The following is a 20,333-nucleotide window of genomic DNA, read 5'->3' as shown; positions in this document are numbered from 1 at the left end:
GATACAGTGCTTTTTTCACAAAAGGCATAGTTACTGGGGAGAGGATTAGATGCAACACTTTGCAACAGAAGCAGAAACGATTTTTTATAAGAAGCCACAGCCGTTTACAAAATGGGAAACGTCGGAAATTTTGTCATATGCCCTAGGTGCGACTTTGTATATGCCAGCTTCCATGCCTACGATTGTGAGCTTAATCCGATCACAAAAATATAAGGAACTCACATCACTTGTCATTGATTTGGAGGATGCAGTTGGAGATGCAGAGTTAGTAGATTGTGAAGCTAAGTTGATAGAGGATATTAGTGAACTATATGCACTCTATCAGCAAAAACAGCTATTACTTCAGGAGCTCCCATTACTTTTTATTCGAGTACGTCATGTTGAGCAGTTTCAAAAGCTAACAACTGTTTTAGGGAAAAAGCAAGAAATATTAACTGGCTATGTCTTTCCAAAGTTTACAGCCGAAGAGGGTGCCCGTTATTTTGAGTTGCTTGAACAAACCATTTTAGAAAATGATTTAATTTTATATGGTATGCCGATTTTAGAAAGTCGTGAGGTACTATATAAGGAATCTCGCATGGAAGCATTATTAGACATTAAAGCAGTTCTACATCAATACAAAGCCCGTGTATTAAATGTACGAATTGGAGCTACCGATTTTTGTGGTATTTACGGAATTCGCCGCCGTATGGATTCTACCATTTATGATATTAGTGTCATTCGAGATTGTGTTGCAGATATTGTCAATATCTTAGGGCGTGAGGAAGATGGTTTTATTATTTCTGGGCCTGTGTGGGAGTATTTTAATAATCAGCGTGTATTAAAGCCCGCACTTAGAGTGACACCATTTAGTGAGAAAGGTGCGCTTGATACAAGGAAAGCGTTATTAGACGATTGTTTAGATGGATTAATGAAAGAAGTTTTAATGGATAAACAAAATGGCATAGTGGGAAAAACAATTATTCATCCGAGCCATATCCGTGTTGTGCATGCCCTCTATGCGATTTCGTATGAGGAATACTTAGATGCGCTAAGTATTATAGAAAATAATGATGGACAAAAAGGTGTTATGAAAAGTCACTATGCTAATAAAATGAATGAAATTAAGCCACATATGAGATGGGCACAACGGATTTTAAAACAGGCTCATGTCTATGGTGTTTATCATGAATCTGTCGATTTTGCCTCACTTTTATTACAGTCTGAAATAGGTGGTAGTGTATATGCAACAACAAATGAGTAAATTAAGCATTTTACCGAATTATTCAATTGATATTGAAATTACCAACAATCCGCATAATTTTGCGCTAACCGACTTGTTTAGAATGGCGGCTCGAATTAATAAGAAGAGACAATTTTTGTTTGTAAGCACGGTACTAGGCAAACATTTGGCTGTCCGTCCGCAAATCCCTTTACTGACAGGAACTCTTTTAGCTATGCTGTATCATCAGCATCTTACTGGGCAAAAGGCAATGGCTTCGTCTGTCGTTAAAGCTTTAAAGGACGGAGCTAATTTGGATGAAGTACAAAAATCCATAGAGGGAAACCTAGAATTAACGGATGAAACATTGTTTATTGGCTTTGCTGAGACGGCAACAGCACTTGGTCACGCAGTATTTAATGCCTTTCACTCGAATGCTATGTATATCCACACAACACGTGAAGTGTTGCCAGATTTTGAGCCATTTGTTACGTTTGAGGAAGAACATTCACATGCGACAAGCCATAGAATTTATACGGAGGAACCAGAATTTTTACTGCAAGCTAAGCGCATTGTGTTAATTGATGATGAAATTACTACTGGAAATACGGTCATTAATATTATTGAGACATTAAGACAGAAATTTCCTTTAGTGAGACAATATGCGTTACTATCTATTTTAGATTGGCGTTCCCAACAGCAGCAAACAATCTTTCAACAATTAGAAGTACAATGGGATATCTCTATACAATTCATCTCCATTATGTGTGGGAATTTTAGCTGTTCAGGCACGCCAAGCTTAACCAGTACACAACCAAACTTACTAACACAAGTTGCACGAGATATGGACATTTGTCCAATTCAAGTATCTGTTGATCGCAAATTCTATCGATCTGTTGCGGAGAATGGATTAATAAATAAGCACCCCTATTTACTAGCAACAGGGAGATTTATGCTCACGTCAAAACAGCATGTTGACCAAAAGCAAACGATTCAAGCTATTGCTATGCAATTACAAGAACTAAGAACAAATGGGCCAGCGCTTGTTATTGGCACGGGTGAATTCATGTATGTTCCTATGCAAATTGCCTCTTATTTAGGAAATGATGTTTACTTTCAGTCGACTACTCGTAGTCCAATCTATTGTACGGATGATTTAGGATATACGATTAACGAAAAAATAGCCTTCGAAAGTCCAGAAAATAACGGGGTGACTAATTTTTTATATAATCTTCAAAGCCAGTCTTACACGGAACTTTTTTTCATAGTGGAACGTATAGCAAGTGAAGAGGTAGTTGCTCGTGTGGTAAAGGCATTGCAAGAAGCCACTAACGCCAAAGTATACGTAATTAGTATGCATGAATTGGAGGTAGAACGATGATATCGACTTTGCAGCCAGATAAAATGGGGAGTTATGCATCGGAGGACGTTATTTTTTTATTGCGTGATATTGGAAGTGCATTCCTTGAAATGGATAATGAGAAACGTGAACAGCTCATTCAATCGGGCATACATTATTCTGAAATGCTGCCAGTGGAGAAGCAACCATCTGATACCTATATGAATCTTTTTTATAAAGCGCTAGATGCTCATGAAGAAAGAATAGCAATCGCCGTTGGAGTAGTGGCAGAGCAAATCATTGAAAATAGAGGGTTAGAAAATTTAATTCTTGTGAGTTTAGCTCGTGCAGGTACACCCATCGGTATTTTAATCAAACGGTATATAGCTATGCATTATCATGTGAATGTTCCACATTACTCCATTTCTATACTGCGAGGTCGTGGGTTTGATGAAACGGCAATTCGTTATATTTTGACACAGCATCCTCTAGGAAGTATTCAATTTATTGATGGTTGGACAGGAAAAGGGGCAATTACCAATGAATTAATTCAATCCTGCCAAAAATTTAATTTACAATATCAAAAACAGTTAAGTGCTGATTTAGCTGTTTTGGCTGATCCAGGGCATTGTGCCGCTATTTATGGAACTCGTGAGGATTTTTTAATACCATCTGCTTGTTTAAATTCGACTGTATCTGGATTAGTGAGTAGAACGGTATTAAATTTGCAGTTTATGGATGCAAACGATTTTCATGGTGCAAAATACTACAAAGAATTAGAGGCCGTAGATGTCTCCAAGCTGTACATAGAACGTATCGTCACATGTTTTGAACAAGTACAGAATAAAATTGTGCAACAAATTCAAGAGCAAGAAATCTCTCCAATTACTTGGGAGGGTATGAAGTCCGTGCAAACAATTCAACGAGATTTTGGTATTGATAATATTCATTTCATTAAACCAGGTGTTGGCGAAACGACAAGAGTTTTGCTGCGAAGGATACCTTGGAAGATTTTAATTAATCCACAGTACATGCATGAATTGAAACATATTTTATTATTAGCACAGGAAAAAAATGTAATGGTTGAAGAGTATTCGAATATGTCCTATGCATGTTGTGGTTTGATCAAAGAATTATAGAGGAGAATATGATGATATTATTTACATCTGATTTAGATAGAACCCTTATTTATTCTAAACGCATGATGGAGATGTTTCCGCCAGCTACAGAGACAATTGTCGTTGAACACAAGGTCGAAACAGCAATGAGTATGATGACACAGGCAACAGCACCTCTATTGCAACAGGTACACCAACAAACTTTATTTGTACCTGTTACGACAAGAGCTTTACATCAATATAAAAGAATCCATTTTATTTATGATTTATGCCCTGCTTTTGCAATTACAAGCAATGGGGGTACAATAGTAGAAAAGGGTCAGCCATATGAAAAGTGGACACAAACATTATCTAGACGTATTGAAGATTCCTCGATCCCTCGTATGGATATGCTAAAGCTTTTTCAGACGATTAAATCTGATACATGGCTACAACGATCTCTGTATATAGATGAGCTTTTTTATGTACATCATGTAGATATTGATGCTTTACCATCCGATGAATTACAAGCGATGATTCAAGAGTTTGATATGCATGGTTGGCATGTTCTGCTACAAGGGAAAAAATTGTATTTTATGCCTAAGGTGCTGACAAAGGAAGCGGCTATAGAATATATAAAAGAGTTCTGTACATACGATGTGCATATAGCAGCAGGTGATTCTATTATGGATTATGGCATGCTTGCAATGGCTGATTTAGCTTTTACACCAAATCATGGAGATTTAAAGGATAAACAGCCAAAGTTTTTACAAAATACAACTTACTCGCCTCACAATGGTGAAGCATTTACAAAGAATTTATTGGAAACAGTTTTACAGATGGCATCACAACAAACGATCGTATAGATGTTCAAATATTTTTGTTGTCATTAGGTGAGACATCCTATGACAAATGAATGCTTTAGCATAGGCTGAGGATGATTTTTAGGAGGTGCGTTTGTATGCAAACAATCACAATTAAATCAGTGTTGGAGCGTCATCCTGATGATTGGCTACAGGCGTTTCAAGATTCACCAAAGGATCGTGCATTTTATGAAACAACAGAGCAGCAAGTGAGCTTTAGTAGAATTGCTGTTCGTGTATTGGGCATACCAATCGAAGAAGATGATTATTTCAATTCATTATTTACATTGTCACAGAACACTAACATCCATATTTTAAGTGAAGAATTAAATAAACATATTGAACCAAAAGACTTTCAGGCTATACAAACAATCCTTTCGCAGCATCAACAAACTCCGCAAGGACTATCTATAAATCGTTTAGTGGCAATGATGTATGGTTATCAATTAATTCCTAAGCATGATGACAGTGTAATGAATCGCCATTTACAGTTAGCAACCATTAAAGTAGTAGAGCTCTTTCAAAAACAGCAATCGTTAGGTTTGCTAGCAAATGACTTTCGCCGGTTTTTAATTGATATGGTGAAATGGTTAAAAAACCATTGGATTCTATGGACAAAATCCATGAAACCAACAGATGATTTTCCTAAAGTAGTTTGGTATGGGGAAGCAACTCTAAGTCAGCGCTATTTCTTATTGTTATTAATGGAGCTCGGTTGTGATGTGTTAATTTTTCATCCAGCTAAAATAGATGAATTTGCTGAGATTGATCCTAATGATACTTTCTCTATCACATATGCATATGCCAATCAAACAACTTTACAGCCATTTCCTGATAAGTTGCGTGACCGGCAGGCAACGGTTGGATATCGATCTAGTCAGCATTTTGAGCAATTAATGCATGATCAGCAATCAGGTGTCTATAAGCCTTGGCAGTTTAAAGATTTTATGCCACGCTCCTTAACATTACGGATGACATATGATGATATATTTATTTATGCAAAAGAGAAAGCTTTGGTTCGACCACAGTTTGAAGTAGTTGGGGATGAGATTGTCATTCCAGTCATATTTGCCAAAATTAGTGGGGTTTCGAGCAGACGGGAAGAATACTGGTATTATATGCATCAGTTATTAGCAAGTCCGCAAACGGTTTTTGTCCAGAAATTCCCCTATGCACCAACGAGTAAAGCCAATTTTCACTTTCACTATAAGCATTGCCTAGTAAATGGAGAACTGTCAGTAGAGCGTATTATGCAAAGTGATTGGTGGCAATACGGTGAGTTAACATTGGAGCTACAGCGTGCGATTGCACACACGATAAAAACTTCCTGTGAGCAGCCTATGTTGAAACAGCAGCCAAATGAGACCTTATATGATTTACAGTTATTTTTATTTAAACAGATGACGATGATTCCACAGGAGATCCTTCGTTTACTACAAAGCTTTGATTATTCACAAGAGGTACCGAAGGTGGTATTATATCAAGCACCTCAACAACCAGCTTTATCACGTGAGGATATGGCATTATTAGGGTTTTTAAATCGATTTGGTGTGGATATTGTGTTTTATAATCCGACAGGTCAACTAGATTTAGAAAAACATTTACAAGAAGATAGTTACGATGTGCATCGTTTAGAGCATATGCTGTTTGACTTGTACTATGAACAACCAAAGCCACAGAAAACTGCACCCGACAAAATCATAAAAAAACTCTTTAATCGTTTTTTTTGATGATAGAAAGGAGGCGGCATGAATGTCAAATAACTCGTTGACGCTGAAGCAGCTGACACTGGAAACAGCAGAAGCCTTCAAAGAACAGTTACGGGATCATGCAGAGGTACGGCAAATTGCCAATCAAATCAATATAAAAAATCAGATAGAGCTATTAGCTTTGGGAAAAGAGCCGTCTACAAAATTAGCTACATTTGCAGATCAAATTTTAGCCATCATCACTCAGTCAACATCTTTCGAATCAAATGAATTATTTAAGCAGCTTGAAGCCCTTATGCAGACATTCGACAAACAAGATTTTACAGAACAAAAGGGCTTTTTTAAAAAGCTATTTGCACGTAAGTCCAAAAATGATGGCGATTTATTTACGAAATACAATGGACTGGGGAGAGATATTGAGAAAATCCATTATCAATTTGTACTGATGGAAGAGGAATTAGCAAAGGATAATCAAGTACTTGCACGCTTATATCAAGAAGACCTCATGTACTATCTTGAGCTAGAAAAGTATATCGTAGCAACTGACATGAAACTTCATGAAGTCCAAACAACATTGATTCCGATGTATGAAAAACAGAGTGAAGCAGGTAATCAGCTGGCGAAAATGGAGCTAAATCGTTTGCAAGCTATTGCAGAGATGCTCCAGCAAAAAATAGATGATTTAGAAAAATCACGTATGGTGGCTATTATCACAGCCCCTCAAATCGATATGCTACGTAATGGTAACCGTGAATTGATTGAACAAATTAATGGGGCTTTTGTTAAAACCATTCCTGTTTTTAAAATGGGTTTGATGAATGCAGTTAATGAAAGACGTCAACAATTACAAAGTCAATCAGCCTCTGCCTTTGAAGATCGTATGAAGCAATTTGGGGGAGCTAGTAAGGAAGCGGTGCAATTAAGTACTGCCATGGCTCAACAATCCAGCACTACCCAGACTCTTGAAGAAATGTGGGATACTATTATATCAGGCATTGCCAATTATCAGCAATTACGTGATGAACAAATGGTCAAACGCCAACAAGCAGAGCAACAATTGCTAACATTGCGTTCTTAGCTTCTTTCCTCTAAGTAGATGACTACTTGGAGGTTTTTTGTATAAAAAAAGCGACAGACTTATCTTCATTCAATGGGTGATCAAAAGCCCCCTGAATCAAGATAATCTGTCGCCAAAATGTTAGCTATATGAATTCCTCTTCAAATTCTACATTGATTTCATGTCCATGATAGCTTTGGTAAGAAACAATAAGTGTATCAAGATGTTCTAAGTTTTCCTCATAATCTAAAATACGCGATAAAATATAGAGTAGGTGATAGCTAGAAAACTCCGTATCGCCTTCTTCACGAGCGAAGTTGATTTGCTTGATGAAAATTTCCATCAGCTCATTACGTTGGACATAGTCAATGCTTTTACTCCACTCCGAATGCTCAGGCTTTAGCTTTCCTGTATATTTTAAGAGCAATTGCTCATGGTACGTTAACAAGGAATCAAGTCTCTCCTGAATCATTAAATGAAATTGTGTAGGGAGCTGAGCTAATTCATTTTCGTGATTATGCAAACGCTGTAGCAATTCCAAGCTTTTCTTGGAAGTTAAAATCATTTGACGATAGACTACTAGTTTGCGTGCTTTCACATATTTTTTATTTTTAAAATAATTACGCTCTTCCTTATATAAATCATATAGCGTATCCACTCGTAGCATACGGCTTTTAAACTTACTTAATGCTGTTTTTGTGGATGTGTGCTCAGAAGCTTGACGTACAGCCAGTCGTGTCCAACGAATAATATCATCTTGTAAAATATAAATTTTGCGAAATAGTTTTACCTCGTATTTAGGTGGTAAGAACACAAGGTTTACGACAAACGCTGCTAATACCCCGACTAATATCGTAACAAAGCGTATTAAACCAAACGTTAAAAAGTCATCCCCTTGAAATTCCATAATAGCTACGACTGATACCAACGCTAGCGAAAGTGATTTTTCCAGTTTAAATTTCAACATGAGACCAATAGCTATTATGACAGCTATACCAATGGCAACGACATGGTGGCCAAAAAGTAAGCCGAAAATGACAGCAATTGTCGCACCTATAATATTCGCTTGTACTTGCTCCACAATGGTTTGGTAAGAACGATAAATAGAAGGCTGAATAGCAAAAATAGCTGCAATTCCAGCAAAAACAGGTGAAGGTAATTTTAACAACTCTGCAATAAATAATGCAAATACGATAGCTACACCAGTTTTAAATACACGGGCACCTAATTTCATAAAGATGTCCTTTCTGTCTAATATTTTTTAGCTTCTTTACATTATAGAAGGAAGTGCTCATAAAATACATAGATTTGCATGGATGAATAAGAAAAAGGCGACTTCTACCTGCAAGTCGCCTTTTTCTTGTCAAGATTACAATTGAGAAAACGCAATATCTACTGCTTCAATTGTTTCCTGAATATCCGCTTCTGTATGCTCAGTTGTTAAGAACCATGCTTCATATTTAGAAGGAGCTAGATTAATACCTTGCGCAAGCATGAGTTTAAAGAAGCGTCCAAATATTTCACCATCAGAGCTTTCAGCTTGCTCATAGTTTTCTACTTTCACATCTGTAAAGTAAATAGTAAGCGCTCCTTTAAGACGATTTAACGTGATGGTTACGCCATGTTTTTTAGCAGCAGCTAAAATACCTTCTTCTAAAATTGAGCCTAATCTATCCATTTCCTCGTATATACCTGGTGTTTGTAGCACTTCTAGGCAAGCGATGCCAGCTTGCATAGATGCAGGATTTCCAGCCATCGTACCCGCTTGGTATGCTGGGCCGAGTGGTGCAACAGTATCCATAATCTCTTTACGTCCGCCATAAGCACCGATTGGTAAACCACCACCAATAACTTTACCAAGTGCAGTTAGATCAGGTGTTAGGCCAAGTAAGTTTTGAGCGCCACCATAGTGGAAGCGGAAGGCCGTGATGACTTCATCATAAATCGTTAGGGCCCCTTTTTCCTTTGCTGTAGCATGTACTAATTCAAGGAAGCCGGGCTTCGGTTCAACAATACCGAAGTTTCCTACTATTGGCTCGATTAAGATAGCTGCAATCTCCTCGCCCCATTTATTCATGGCTTCTGTAAAGGCTTCTGGGTTATTAAAAGGTACAGTAATAACTTCTTCAGCTGTTGAAGTTGTTACGCCTGCTGAGTCCGGTGTTCCTAATGTTGCTGGACCTGATCCTGCAGCCACTAATACTAAATCGAAATGCCCGTGGTAGCAACCAGCAAATTTCATGATTTTTGTACGTCCTGTATAGGCACGTGCCACACGAATCGTTGTCATAACAGCTTCTGTACCAGAGTTGTTAAAACGTACTTTATCCATCGACGGAATGGCTTCCTTTAACATTTTTGCGAAAGTAACTTCATATTCAGTCGGCGTCCCAAACAATGTACCATTTTCCGCTGCGTGCGTTATAGCCTTTGCAATATGAGGATGACCATGACCAGTAACGATTGGACCATATGCTGCTAGATAGTCGATATAACGATTGCCATCTACATCCCAAAAATATGCGCCTTTTCCTCGCGCCATGGCTACAGGAGAACCGCCACCTACTGCTTTATATGAACGAGATGGGCTGTTTACACCACCAACAATATGCTGTAATGCCTCTGCATGTATTGCTTCAGATTTTGCATGATTCATAGAATTGCCTCCTAACTTTTTATACGTAATCTATTGTAGACCTATCGGTGTAAGAAATCCAAAGAAATTAAGGGATATGACTTGATTTGTTACTTAGAGTAAAATAGGACCTACAGAGGAGGAGATTGTATGACATTACTAGAAGGACAAAAGGCGCCGGATTTTTCTCTCTTGAACGAAAAGGGCGAGATGGTGCATTTAGCTGATTTTAAAGGAACAAATGTTATTTTATACTTTTACCCAAAGGATATGACACCAGGCTGCACGACGGAGGCTTGTGATTTTCGCGATAAGTTTGAGGACTTCAGTCATTTAAACGCTGTTGTTCTGGGTGTTAGCCCAGATAACGCAAGCAAGCATACAAAATTTATTGATAAGCATGGTTTGCCATTTTCACTATTAGTGGATGAGGACCATGCTATTGCTGAAGCATATGGTGTATGGGTTTTAAAGAAAATGTATGGACGTGAATATATGGGCATAGAGCGTTCAACGTTTTTAATTGATGCTGAGGGTATGCTTGTAAAAGCTTGGCGCAAAGTTCGAGTGAAAAATCATATTGAAGAAGTATATGCTTATTTAGCAGAACAGGAGGCAAAATAATGAGAATCTATTTTACATTTGAACCTAGACCAGATTTACGAGAACCATTAGTAGCAGAATTTCCACAGCTTGAATTTATCTTTGAAAAGAGTTTATCAAATGAAGAGCTTCAACAAGCGGATGTATTAGTTACATATGGTGAAGATTTAACAGAAGAGAGTATTCAATCTGCGACAAAGCTAAAATGGATTTTTGTTGCATCGGCAGGTGTAGAAAAAATGCCAGCTCAGGCTATTATTGAACGAGGGATTCTAGTTTCAAATGTTCGTGGCATTCATAAAACGCCTATGGCTGAATCCATGCTTGCTCATATTTTAGCCATTAAACGAGCTTTGCCTTGGATGTATGAGCAGCAAAAGAAAAGTGAATGGTCGAAAAAAACACAACAAACGGAATTACGTGATAGTACAGCACTTATTTTGGGGCCAGGTGCCATTGGGTCAGAAGTTGGACGTTTATTGCAAGCTTTTGGTGTTACGACGATTGGCTGTAACCGCTCCGGTAAAGAAGCGGCCTATATGAATACGGTGATTAGTTTTACACAATTGAAAGAAGCCCTACCTCATGCAGATATCGTTATTTCTGTATTACCAAAAACAACAGAAACGACCCATTTATTGAAAGAAGAGCATTTTGTTGTGATGAAAAACAATGCGATCTTCATGAATTTTGGTCGAGGTAATTTAGTTGATGAAAAGGTACTCATTCAAGCGATTGAAACAAAGCAAATTGGACATGCAGTTTTAGATGTATTTGAAGAGGAGCCTCTGACATCTGACAATCCATTATGGACATTACCAAATGTCATAGTATCACCTCATGTATCCAGTCATTCTTCTCGTTATGTTGAGCGTAGCTTAGAAATTTTCAAGCCAAGCCTAACAAAATGGCTAAAGGGTGGCACGGATTTAGAAAATGTTATGGATTTATCAAGAGGCTATTAAGGAAAATACCATTGATTTATTGAGGATAAGCAATGTGTGATTGTTGACGAAGTAGTACGAATTGGATACACTATTTATAACAATTATAAATTAATAATACTTATGGAAGAGGTGCATGACGATGTCTGCAACGCATTTACAAGATGCACTGGACACGTTGAAAACAACTGGTGTACGTATTACTCCTCAGCGTCATGCTATTTTGGAATATCTAATTCAATCAATGGCACATCCTACTGCCGATGAAATTTATAAAGCTCTTGAGGGTAAGTTCCCTAATATGAGTGTAGCGACTGTTTATAACAACCTGCGTGTATTTCGTGAAGTAGGTCTTGTGAAAGAGCTAACTTACGGGGATGCTTCAAGTCGCTTTGATTTCGTGACAAACGATCATTACCATATGATTTGTGAATGCTGTGGTAAGATCGTCGATTTCCATTATCCTGGACTCGACGAAATAGAGCATTTTGCATCACAGGTAACAGGCTTTGATGTGCATTCGCATCGCTTAGAGATATACGGCACTTGTCCATCATGTAAAGTTGCTACTGCAAAAGTACAATAAAAATCCTAGCTCTTAAAAAGGGCTAGGATTTTTTTGTTTTATTATTATAGGATTGATCAAACTCTTTACCTTCTAGAGCAGGATCAAGCGTTAATGGCTCATTGCAGTACATGCACATATCTACTCGGCCTAAAACCTTTGTATGTTTATGGCAATTAGGACACTCTACTTGAATAGCTCTTGTTGACAGTAGTCCGATCCACGCATATACAACTGTGCTACCGATAATACAAAGAACACCTAGTGACATGAAAATTAAAACTAATATCGGGCTGTTTTTAAAGAAAATGCCTCCGTACATGACAATAAAACCAAAAAAGATTAGTGCTAATGCGAATGAACGAATTTTATTAATTTTACTTTTATAAGGTTTCATATTTCATCTTGCCTCCCAATCTAAAATCTACTATAACATATAAGGGCAAAGTATTTTAGCTTTGAACTGAATGAAAGAAGGAATACTTTTAGAGTATGTCGAATTTTTAACGGAACAAAAGAACCTATATGAATAAAGGAGGGCTGAACATGGAGCAAGTACTGCGTCCAATATATCAAGAACGTGCGAGTCAGTCGAATACATTAGGCGTAATTTTAGTGGAAAAGCGTGAAGAACAAAGTAACGTTACAGATACATTTGATACGGTTTTACTCATTATCGTAAAAGAAGCAGAGCAACCAGTCTTTTCAAAACATTACTTATATGAAGGAAATAAAATCGCTCTACATACTGTTACGGAGAAATTAATTCGAAAATGGTTACTAATCGGTTCAAATAGAAAGGTTGTTGATTGGATATTCTTCGGTAGAGTATTATTTGATCGGAATGAATTTCTGCATAAACTAAAAATAGAATTGCAGGAATTTCCGTATAGTGGTCGTAAAATTAAAACAGGTATTCAATTTTCAAAGTTAATTCGTCGCTATTTGGAAGGGAAAGAATACTTCGATAAAGGAAGTTACTTGGATGCTTATAATCACGTTGTGGACTCCTGCATCATCTAGGTCGTTTATCTATTATCGATAGTGGCCTGTATCCTGAAGTAACTGTTTGGGCACAGGTAAAAAAAATTGAGCCAGCCATCTATAAGCTGTATGAAGAGCTAGTGACAAGTAATGAGCCAATAGAAAAGCGCTTAGAATTGTTGTTTTTAGCAAGTGAGTTTTTAATTCATTCTCGTACACGAGATGGAGCACAACATATATTAGAAGTCATGCAAACAAAAGAAATGTGGACCATTCAGGAATTACACGATCATCATGAGCTTGTGAACTACTCAGTGGATTTAGAAGTGTTTGTGGAGTACTTAGTGGATAAAGGCTATATTCAAATTGAACCAATTGCAGCGAAAAATGATAGGATATTTCACCGTCATTACAAGGTAAATAAAGATGCTCTAGAAATGGGGCAATGACTGTAGTATGCTTGTAATCGAGGTATCTAAAAATACCTCGATATTTTTTTAGAAAAGTAGTTGACGAATAATATCTTAGTATTGTATTATATTAATTGTCGCTAAGACATAAACGAATAACTCAGAAAAACACAAAAAACTTTTTAAAAAAGTTGTTGACATGTTTTGAATGAGATGTTAATATAAAGAAGTCGCTGAAAAACGACTTAAATAATGAACCTTGAAAACTGAACAAGCAAAACGTAATCAATAAAGTTTTAAGTAGCTAGTTTAACTAGTGAACGAAACATAATTTTGGACATCAAACATGATGCCAGCAAAACAATTTGAGCTAATCAAATTTCTTTTATGGAGAGTTTGATCCTGGCTCAGGACGAACGCTGGCGGCGTGCCTAATACATGCAAGTCGAGCGAACAGAAAAGGAGCTTGCTCCTTTGACGTTAGCGGCGGACGGGTGAGTAACACGTGGGCAACCTACCCTATAGTTTGGGATAACTCCGGGAAACCGGGGCTAATACCGAATAACCTCTTTTACTTCATGGTGAAAGACTGAAAGACGGTTTCGGCTGTCGCTATAGGATGGGCCCGCGGCGCATTAGCTAGTTGGTGAGGTAACGGCTCACCAAGGCGACGATGCGTAGCCGACCTGAGAGGGTGATCGGCCACACTGGGACTGAGACACGGCCCAGACTCCTACGGGAGGCAGCAGTAGGGAATCTTCCACAATGGGCGAAAGCCTGATGGAGCAACGCCGCGTGAGTGAAGAAGGTTTTCGGATCGTAAAACTCTGTTGTAAGGGAAGAACAAGTACAGTAGTAACTGGCTGTACCTTGACGGTACCTTATTAGAAAGCCACGGCTAACTACGTGCCAGCAGCCGCGGTAATACGTAGGTGGCAAGCGTTGTCCGGAATTATTGGGCGTAAAGCGCGCGCAGGCGGTCCTTTAAGTCTGATGTGAAAGCCCACGGCTCAACCGTGGAGGGTCATTGGAAACTGGGGGACTTGAGTGCAGAAGAGGAAAGTGGAATTCCAAGTGTAGCGGTGAAATGCGTAGAGATTTGGAGGAACACCAGTGGCGAAGGCGACTTTCTGGTCTGTAACTGACGCTGAGGCGCGAAAGCGTGGGGAGCAAACAGGATTAGATACCCTGGTAGTCCACGCCGTAAACGATGAGTGCTAAGTGTTAGGGGGTTTCCGCCCCTTAGTGCTGCAGCTAACGCATTAAGCACTCCGCCTGGGGAGTACGGTCGCAAGACTGAAACTCAAAGGAATTGACGGGGGCCCGCACAAGCGGTGGAGCATGTGGTTTAATTCGAAGCAACGCGAAGAACCTTACCAGGTCTTGACATCCCGTTGACCACTGTAGAGATATAGTTTCCCCTTCGGGGGCAACGGTGACAGGTGGTGCATGGTTGTCGTCAGCTCGTGTCGTGAGATGTTGGGTTAAGTCCCGCAACGAGCGCAACCCTTGATCTTAGTTGCCATCATTTAGTTGGGCACTCTAAGGTGACTGCCGGTGACAAACCGGAGGAAGGTGGGGATGACGTCAAATCATCATGCCCCTTATGACCTGGGCTACACACGTGCTACAATGGACGATACAAACGGTTGCCAACTCGCGAGAGGGAGCTAATCCGATAAAGTCGTTCTCAGTTCGGATTGTAGGCTGCAACTCGCCTACATGAAGCCGGAATCGCTAGTAATCGCGGATCAGCATGCCGCGGTGAATACGTTCCCGGGCCTTGTACACACCGCCCGTCACACCACGAGAGTTTGTAACACCCGAAGTCGGTGAGGTAACCTTTTGGAGCCAGCCGCCGAAGGTGGGATAGATGATTGGGGTGAAGTCGTAACAAGGTAGCCGTATCGGAAGGTGCGGCTGGATCACCTCCTTTCTAAGGATTATTTCGGAATACAAACCTTGGGTTTGTAAGATTACGTTTTGCGTTCAGTTTTGAAGGTTCATTCTATCTGAATGAAACACTTCAAAACTTGTTCTTTGAAAACTGGATAAAACGACATTGAAATTGTAACAAACACATTTATTTTTTAAGTTTTTTATAGGCTTAATAACTTGGTTAAGTTATTAAGGGCGCACGGCGAATGCCTTGGCACTAGGAGCCGAAGAAGGACGGCACTAACACCGATATGCTTCGGGGAGCTGTAAGTGAGCTTTGATCCGGAGATTTCCGAATGGGGGAACCCACTACGTTTAATCGCGTAGTATCTTGACGTGAATACATAGCGTCTTGAAGGCAGACCCAGGGAACTGAAACATCTAAGTACCTGGAGGAAGAGAAAGAAAAATCGATTCCCTGAGTAGCGGCGAGCGAAACGGGAAGAGCCCAAACCAAGAGGCTTGCCTCTTGGGGTTGTAGGACACTCAATACGGAGTTACAAAAGAGCGAGTTAGATGAAGCGACTTGGAAAGGTCCGCCAGAGCAGGTAAAAGCCCTGTAGTCGAAAGTTCGTTCTCTCCTGAGTGGATCCTGAGTACGGCGGAACACGTGAAATTCCGTCGGAATCCGGGAGGACCATCTCCCAAGGCTAAATACTACCTAGTGACCGATAGTGAACCAGTACCGTGAGGGAAAGGTGAAAAGCACCCCGGAAGGGGAGTGAAAGAGATCCTGAAACCGTGTGCCTACAAGTAGTTAGAGCCCGTTAATGGGTGATAGCGTGCCTTTTGTAGAATGAACCGGCGAGTTACGATTACGTGCGAGGTTAAGCTTTAGAAGGCGGAGCCGCAGCGAAAGCGAGTCTGAATAGGGCGAAATAGTACGTGGTCGTAGACCCGAAACCAGGTGATCTACCCATGTCCAGGGTGAAGGTGAGGTAACACTTACTGGAGGCCCGAACCCACGCACGTTGAAAAGTGCGGGGATGAGGTGTGGGTAGCGGAGAAATTCCAATCGAACTTGGAGATAGCTGGTTCTCTCCGAAATAGCTTTAGGGCTAGCCTCGTGATGAGAATACTGGAGGTAGAGCACTGTTTGGACTAGGGGGCCATCCCGGTTTACCGAATTCAGACAAACTCCGAATGCCAGATATTTATACACGGGAGTCAGACTGCGAGTGATAAGATCCGTAGTCAAAAGGGAAACAGCCCAGACCACCAGCTAAGGTCCCAAAGTAATCGTTAAGTGGAAAAGGATGTGGCGTTGCACAGACAACCAGGATGTTGGCTTAGAAGCAGCCATCATTTAAAGAGTGCGTAATAGCTCACTGGTCGAGTGACGCTGCGCCGAAAATGTATCGGGGCTAAACGATTCACCGAAGCTGTGGATTGACATCTACGATGTCAGTGGTAGGAGAGCGTTCTAAGTGCGTTGAAGTCAGACCGGAAGGACTGGTGGAGCGCTTAGAAGTGAGAATGCCGGTATGAGTAGCGAAAGACGGGTGAGAATCCCGTCCACCGTATGACTAAGGTTTCCTGAGGAAGGCTCGTCCGCTCAGGGTTAGTCGGGACCTAAGCCGAGGCCGATAGGCGTAGGCGATGGACAACAGGTTGATATTCCTGTACCACCTCCTCACCGTTTGAGAAATGGGGGGACGCAGTAGGATAGGGTAAGCGCGCCGTTGGTTGTGCGCGTCCAAGCAGTAAGGCGTGTGTGTAGGCAAATCCGCACACTGTAACGTTGAGCTGTGATGGCGAGTCCGTATGGACGAAGTTCCTGATTTCACACTGCCAAGAAAAGCCTCTATCGAGGTGAGAGGTGCCCGTACCGCAAACCGACACAGGTAGTCGAGGAGAGAATCCTAAGGTGTGCGAGAGAACTCTCGTTAAGGAACTCGGCAAAATGACCCCGTAACTTCGGGAGAAGGGGTGCTCTTGAGCGTGCAAGCGCATGAGAGCCGCAGTGAATAGGCCCAGGCGACTGTTTAGCAAAAACACAGGTCTCTGCAAAACCGTAAGGTGACGTATAGGGGCTGACGCCTGCCCGGTGCTGGAAGGTTAAGAGGAGTGGTTAGCGCAAGCGAAGCTGCGAATTGAAGCCCCAGTAAACGGCGGCCGTAACTATAACGGTCCTAAGGTAGCGAAATTCCTTGTCGGGTAAGTTCCGACCCGCACGAAAGGCGTAACGATCTGGGCACTGTCTCAACGAGAGACTCGGTGAAATTATAGTACCTGTGAAGATGCAGGTTACCCGCGACAGGACGGAAAGACCCCGTGGAGCTTTACTGTAGCCTGATATTGAATTTTGGTACAACTTGTACAGGATAGGTAGGAGCCAGAGATCTCGGAGCGCCAGCTTCGAAGGAGGCGTCGGTGGGATACTACCCTGGTTGTATTGAAATTCTAACCCATGCCCCTTAGCGGGGCAGGAGACAGTGTCAGGCGGACAGTTTGACTGGGGCGGTCGCCTCCTAAAAGGTAACGGAGGCGCCCAAAGGTTCCCTCAGAATGGTTGGAAATCATTCGTAGAGTGTAAAGGCACAAGGGAGCTTGACTGCGAGACCTACAAGTCGAGCAGGGTCGAAAGACGGGCTTAGTGATCCGGTGGTTCCGCATGGAAGGGCCATCGCTCAACGGATAAAAGCTACCCCGGGGATAACAGGCTTATCTCCCCCAAGAGTCCACATCGACGGGGAGGTTTGGCACCTCGATGTCGGCTCATCGCATCCTGGGGCTGTAGTCGGTCCCAAGGGTTGGGCTGTTCGCCCATTAAAGCGGTACGCGAGCTGGGTTCAGAACGTCGTGAGACAGTTCGGTCCCTATCCGTCGTGGGCGTAGGAAATTTGAGAGGAGCTGTCCTTAGTACGAGAGGACCGGGATGGACACACCGCTGGTGTACCAGTTGTCTTGCCAAAGGCATCGCTGGGTAGCTATGTGTGGACGGGATAAGTGCTGAAAGCATCTAAGCATGAAGCCCCCTCAAGATGAGATTTCCCATTACGCAAGTAAGTAAGATCCCTCAAAGACGATGAGGTAGATAGGTTCGAGGTGGAAGTGTGGTGACACATGGAGCTGACGAATACTAATCGATCGAGGACTTAACCAAAACGTTTGAAACATTCAATGCACCGTTTATCCAGTTTTGAAAGAATAAAATATTAGAATATACTTGTAATTTTTATAAGATATGTTATAATAAGTATTGTCTTTCAAATAGTCTAGTGATGATGGCAAAGAGGTCACACCCGTTCCCATACCGAACACGGAAGTTAAGCTCTTTAGCGCCGATGGTAGTTGGGGGCTTCCCCCTGTGAGAGTAGGACGTCGCTAGGCTATATACCAAAATTATTCCGAAGTAGCTCAGTTGGTAGTAGCACCTGACTGTTAATCAGGTTGTCGCAGGTTCGAGTCCTGCCTTCGGAGCCATTCTTGGAGAGTTGTCCGAGTGGCCGAAGGAGCACGATTGGAAATCGTGTAGGCGGTTAACACTGTCTCAAGGGTTCAAATCCCTTACTCTCCGCCAGCACTTTGATTTGTTCCAAACGATGGCCCCTTGGTCAAGTGGTTAAGACACCGCCCTTTCACGGCGGTAACACGGGTTCGAATCCCGTAGGGGTCACCATTATTTCAATACCCAGATGGAGGATTAGCTCAGCTGGGAGAGCATCTGCCTTACAAGCAGAGGGTCGGCGGTTCGAGCCCGTCATCCTCCACCATTATTTTAACAACACTATAGTATTATCGCGGGGTGGAGCAGTGGTAGCTCGTCGGGCTCATAACCCGAAGGTCGTTGGTTCAAATCCAGCCCCCGCAACCAAATGGTCCCGTGGTGTAGCGGTTAACATGCCTGCCTGTCACGCAGGAGATCGCCGGTTCGATCCCGGTCGGGACCGCCATTTTTTAATATGGGTCAGTAGCTCAGTTGGTAGAGCATTAGATTGAAGCTCTAAGTGTCGGCGGTTCGATTCCGTCCTGACCCATCTTGTTTTTTTGCCGGTTTAGCTCAGCAGGTAGAGCAACTGACTTGTAATCAGTAGGTCGTGGGTTCGATTCCTATAGCCGGCACCAGATTTTCCCGGAGGGGTAGCGAAGTGGCTAAACGCGGCGGACTGTAAATCCGCTCCTTAGGGTTCGGCGGTTCGAATCCGTCCCCCTCCACCAGTTTTATTATTTTAGGGGCATAGTTCAACGGTAGAATAGAGGTCTCCAAAACCTTTGGTGTGGGTTCGATTCCTACTGCCCCTGCCAATTAATTTTATGGCGATTGTGGCGAAGTGGTTAACGCACCGGATTGTGGTTCCGGCATTCGTGGGTTCGATTCCCATCAGTCGCCCCATCTAATATAAAATTAATAAACATCATAATACAATGGCGATTGTGGCGAAGTGGTTAACGCACCGGATTGTGGTTCCGGCATTCGTGGGTTCGATTCCCATCAGTCGCCCCATTGTTGGGGTATAGCCAAGCGGTAAGGCAACGGATTTTGATTCCGTCATGCCTAGGTTCGAATCCTAGTACCCCAGCCATTTTTGCGGAAGTAGTTCAGTGGTAGAACACCACCTTGCCAAGGTGGGGGTCGCGAGTTCGAACCTCGTCTTCCGCTCCATGTATGACTGGCGGCATAGCCAAGTGGTAAGGCACGGGTCTGCAACACCCTTATCACCGGTTCAAATCCGGTTGCCGCCTCCATATTTTAACTGTTAATCGGTTTATCCGATTTTTTTTATCTCCATTATGCCGGTGTGGCGGAATTGGCAGACGCGCACGACTCAAAATCGTGTTCCTTTGGAGTGTCGGTTCGACCCCGACCACCGGTATCCATTACAACGAAGAATCCTTGATATATCAAGGATTCTTTTTTTGTTGTAAAAAATTATAAAAAGTATATAAGCATAGATAAAAGAAAGGTGGACTTAATGGGTCTTATTGTTGCGTTTACGTCAGTTATATTTTGTGCTGTATTAGCAATCTAAAGCTATTTAAAGGAT

Annotated in this window: 12 protein-coding genes, 16 tRNA genes, 3 rRNA genes and 1 pseudogene; 29 read left to right on the top strand and 3 right to left on the bottom strand. The window is 41.6% G+C overall.

The annotated features are described in order from the left end of the window. Window positions 1-49: 49 nt before the first annotated feature. The 6 genes from NP781_RS18630 to NP781_RS18605 all read left to right on the top strand — a co-directional run bounded on the left by NP781_RS18630 (window position 50) and on the right by NP781_RS18605 (window position 7,287). Window positions 50-1,243 (top strand): HpcH/HpaI aldolase/citrate lyase family protein, encoded by a 1,194-nt coding sequence (locus tag NP781_RS18630; protein WP_257520545.1) that lies wholly within the window; start codon window positions 50-52, stop codon window positions 1,241-1,243. Next, a complete protein-coding gene (locus NP781_RS18625; protein WP_257520544.1) occupies window positions 1,224-2,582 on the top strand; it encodes a phosphoribosyltransferase family protein in 1,359 nt (452 codons plus the stop codon). The genes NP781_RS18630 and NP781_RS18625 overlap by 20 nt, the downstream gene beginning before the upstream one ends. Beyond that, window positions 2,579-3,679 (top strand): cysteine protease StiP family protein, encoded by a 1,101-nt coding sequence (locus tag NP781_RS18620; protein WP_221682844.1) that lies wholly within the window; start codon window positions 2,579-2,581, stop codon window positions 3,677-3,679. Before NP781_RS18625 ends, NP781_RS18620 begins: the two co-directional genes overlap by 4 nt. An 11-nt stretch (window positions 3,680-3,690) precedes the next feature. Next, window positions 3,691-4,503, top strand: coding sequence for an HAD family hydrolase (locus NP781_RS18615; protein WP_221682845.1), 813 nt, complete (start codon window positions 3,691-3,693; stop codon window positions 4,501-4,503). A gap of 95 nt (window positions 4,504-4,598) precedes the next feature. Then, window positions 4,599-6,230, top strand: coding sequence for a YceG family protein (locus NP781_RS18610; RefSeq protein ID WP_221682846.1), 1,632 nt, complete (start codon window positions 4,599-4,601; stop codon window positions 6,228-6,230). 22 nt (window positions 6,231-6,252) lie between these two features. Next, on the top strand, window positions 6,253-7,287 hold the full coding sequence (locus NP781_RS18605; RefSeq protein ID WP_221682847.1) for a toxic anion resistance protein: 1,035 nt from the start codon (window positions 6,253-6,255) through the stop codon (window positions 7,285-7,287). Between the two features lie 124 nt (window positions 7,288-7,411). Here the strand turns inward: NP781_RS18605 and NP781_RS18600 are convergent, their stop codons facing one another. Continuing rightward, window positions 7,412-8,500 (bottom strand): FUSC family protein, encoded by a 1,089-nt coding sequence (locus NP781_RS18600; RefSeq protein ID WP_221682848.1) that lies wholly within the window; start codon window positions 8,498-8,500, stop codon window positions 7,412-7,414. 135 nt (window positions 8,501-8,635) lie between these two features. Further along, window positions 8,636-9,922 carry a glutamate-1-semialdehyde 2,1-aminomutase gene (locus NP781_RS18595; RefSeq protein ID WP_257520542.1) on the bottom strand — a complete coding sequence of 429 codons (1,287 nt, stop codon included), beginning with the start codon at window positions 9,920-9,922 and terminating at the stop codon, window positions 8,636-8,638. A gap of 129 nt (window positions 9,923-10,051) precedes the next feature. Here NP781_RS18595 and bcp point away from each other — a divergent pair, with 129 nt between their 5' ends. The 3 genes from bcp to perR all read left to right on the top strand — a co-directional run bounded on the left by bcp (window position 10,052) and on the right by perR (window position 12,034). After that, a complete protein-coding gene (bcp, locus tag NP781_RS18590; RefSeq protein WP_221682850.1) occupies window positions 10,052-10,525 on the top strand; it encodes a thioredoxin-dependent thiol peroxidase in 474 nt (157 codons plus the stop codon). After that, window positions 10,525-11,469 (top strand): D-2-hydroxyacid dehydrogenase, encoded by a 945-nt coding sequence (locus tag NP781_RS18585; RefSeq protein WP_257520541.1) that lies wholly within the window; start codon window positions 10,525-10,527, stop codon window positions 11,467-11,469. The genes bcp and NP781_RS18585 overlap by 1 nt, the downstream gene beginning before the upstream one ends. Before the next feature lie 121 nt (window positions 11,470-11,590). Beyond that, complete coding sequence (gene perR, locus NP781_RS18580) at window positions 11,591-12,034, top strand: peroxide-responsive transcriptional repressor PerR (RefSeq protein ID WP_004230508.1); 444 nt, start codon at window positions 11,591-11,593, stop codon at window positions 12,032-12,034. 22 nt (window positions 12,035-12,056) lie between these two features. On the opposite strand, the gene NP781_RS18575 is transcribed toward perR, so the two are convergent. Beyond that, window positions 12,057-12,410 (bottom strand): YgzB family protein, encoded by a 354-nt coding sequence (locus NP781_RS18575; protein ID WP_221682852.1) that lies wholly within the window; start codon window positions 12,408-12,410, stop codon window positions 12,057-12,059. A 149-nt stretch (window positions 12,411-12,559) separates the two neighbouring features. On the opposite strand from NP781_RS18575, the pseudogene NP781_RS18570 reads away from it, so the two are divergent. From NP781_RS18570 to NP781_RS18475, 20 genes and pseudogenes are all read left to right on the top strand, one after another. Beyond that, window positions 12,560-13,446, top strand: a pseudogene (locus NP781_RS18570) (nucleotidyltransferase-like protein). 345 nt (window positions 13,447-13,791) lie between these two features. Then, a 16S ribosomal RNA gene (locus tag NP781_RS18565) occupies window positions 13,792-15,343 on the top strand. Between the two features lie 181 nt (window positions 15,344-15,524). Continuing rightward, a 23S ribosomal RNA gene (locus tag NP781_RS18560) occupies window positions 15,525-18,451 on the top strand. 111 nt (window positions 18,452-18,562) lie between these two features. Next, window positions 18,563-18,678, top strand: a 5S ribosomal RNA gene (gene rrf / locus NP781_RS18555). The 16S, 23S and 5S rRNA genes sit together here with 16 tRNA genes alongside, the layout of an rRNA operon. 16 nt (window positions 18,679-18,694) lie before the next feature. Then, a tRNA-Asn gene (locus NP781_RS18550) sits at window positions 18,695-18,771 on the top strand. A 5-nt stretch (window positions 18,772-18,776) separates the two neighbouring features. Then, a tRNA-Ser gene (locus NP781_RS18545) sits at window positions 18,777-18,868 on the top strand. A gap of 24 nt (window positions 18,869-18,892) precedes the next feature. Then, window positions 18,893-18,967 (top strand) — tRNA-Glu (locus NP781_RS18540). 18 nt (window positions 18,968-18,985) lie between these two features. Further along, window positions 18,986-19,061 (top strand) — tRNA-Val (locus tag NP781_RS18535). Between the two features lie 26 nt (window positions 19,062-19,087). Beyond that, window positions 19,088-19,162, top strand: a tRNA-Met gene (locus tag NP781_RS18530). 3 nt (window positions 19,163-19,165) lie between these two features. Next, a tRNA-Asp gene (locus NP781_RS18525) sits at window positions 19,166-19,241 on the top strand. An 11-nt stretch (window positions 19,242-19,252) separates the two neighbouring features. Beyond that, window positions 19,253-19,325 (top strand) — tRNA-Phe (locus NP781_RS18520). 12 nt (window positions 19,326-19,337) lie between these two features. Then, window positions 19,338-19,413 (top strand) — tRNA-Thr (locus NP781_RS18515). Between the two features lie 9 nt (window positions 19,414-19,422). Then, window positions 19,423-19,506: transfer RNA gene (locus tag NP781_RS18510), tRNA-Tyr, on the top strand. A 13-nt stretch (window positions 19,507-19,519) separates the two neighbouring features. Further along, window positions 19,520-19,593, top strand: a tRNA-Trp gene (locus NP781_RS18505). A gap of 12 nt (window positions 19,594-19,605) precedes the next feature. Then, window positions 19,606-19,681, top strand: a tRNA-His gene (locus NP781_RS18500). Window positions 19,682-19,716: 35 nt separating this feature from the next. Next, window positions 19,717-19,792: transfer RNA gene (locus tag NP781_RS18495), tRNA-His, on the top strand. A gap of 4 nt (window positions 19,793-19,796) precedes the next feature. Then, window positions 19,797-19,871: transfer RNA gene (locus tag NP781_RS18490), tRNA-Gln, on the top strand. Window positions 19,872-19,876: 5 nt separating this feature from the next. Further along, window positions 19,877-19,951: transfer RNA gene (locus tag NP781_RS18485), tRNA-Gly, on the top strand. A gap of 9 nt (window positions 19,952-19,960) precedes the next feature. Then, window positions 19,961-20,034, top strand: a tRNA-Cys gene (locus tag NP781_RS18480). A gap of 47 nt (window positions 20,035-20,081) precedes the next feature. Further along, window positions 20,082-20,162, top strand: a tRNA-Leu gene (locus tag NP781_RS18475). Window positions 20,163-20,333: the final 171 nt, after the last annotated feature.

Origin of the sequence: Lysinibacillus sp. FN11 (assembly GCF_024628845.1) — a bacterium.
Lineage (GTDB): Bacteria > Bacillota > Bacilli > Bacillales_A > Planococcaceae > Lysinibacillus > Lysinibacillus capsici.
Note: the sequence above shows the minus strand (reverse complement) of the source record. Positions and strands in the feature narration are given on the sequence as shown.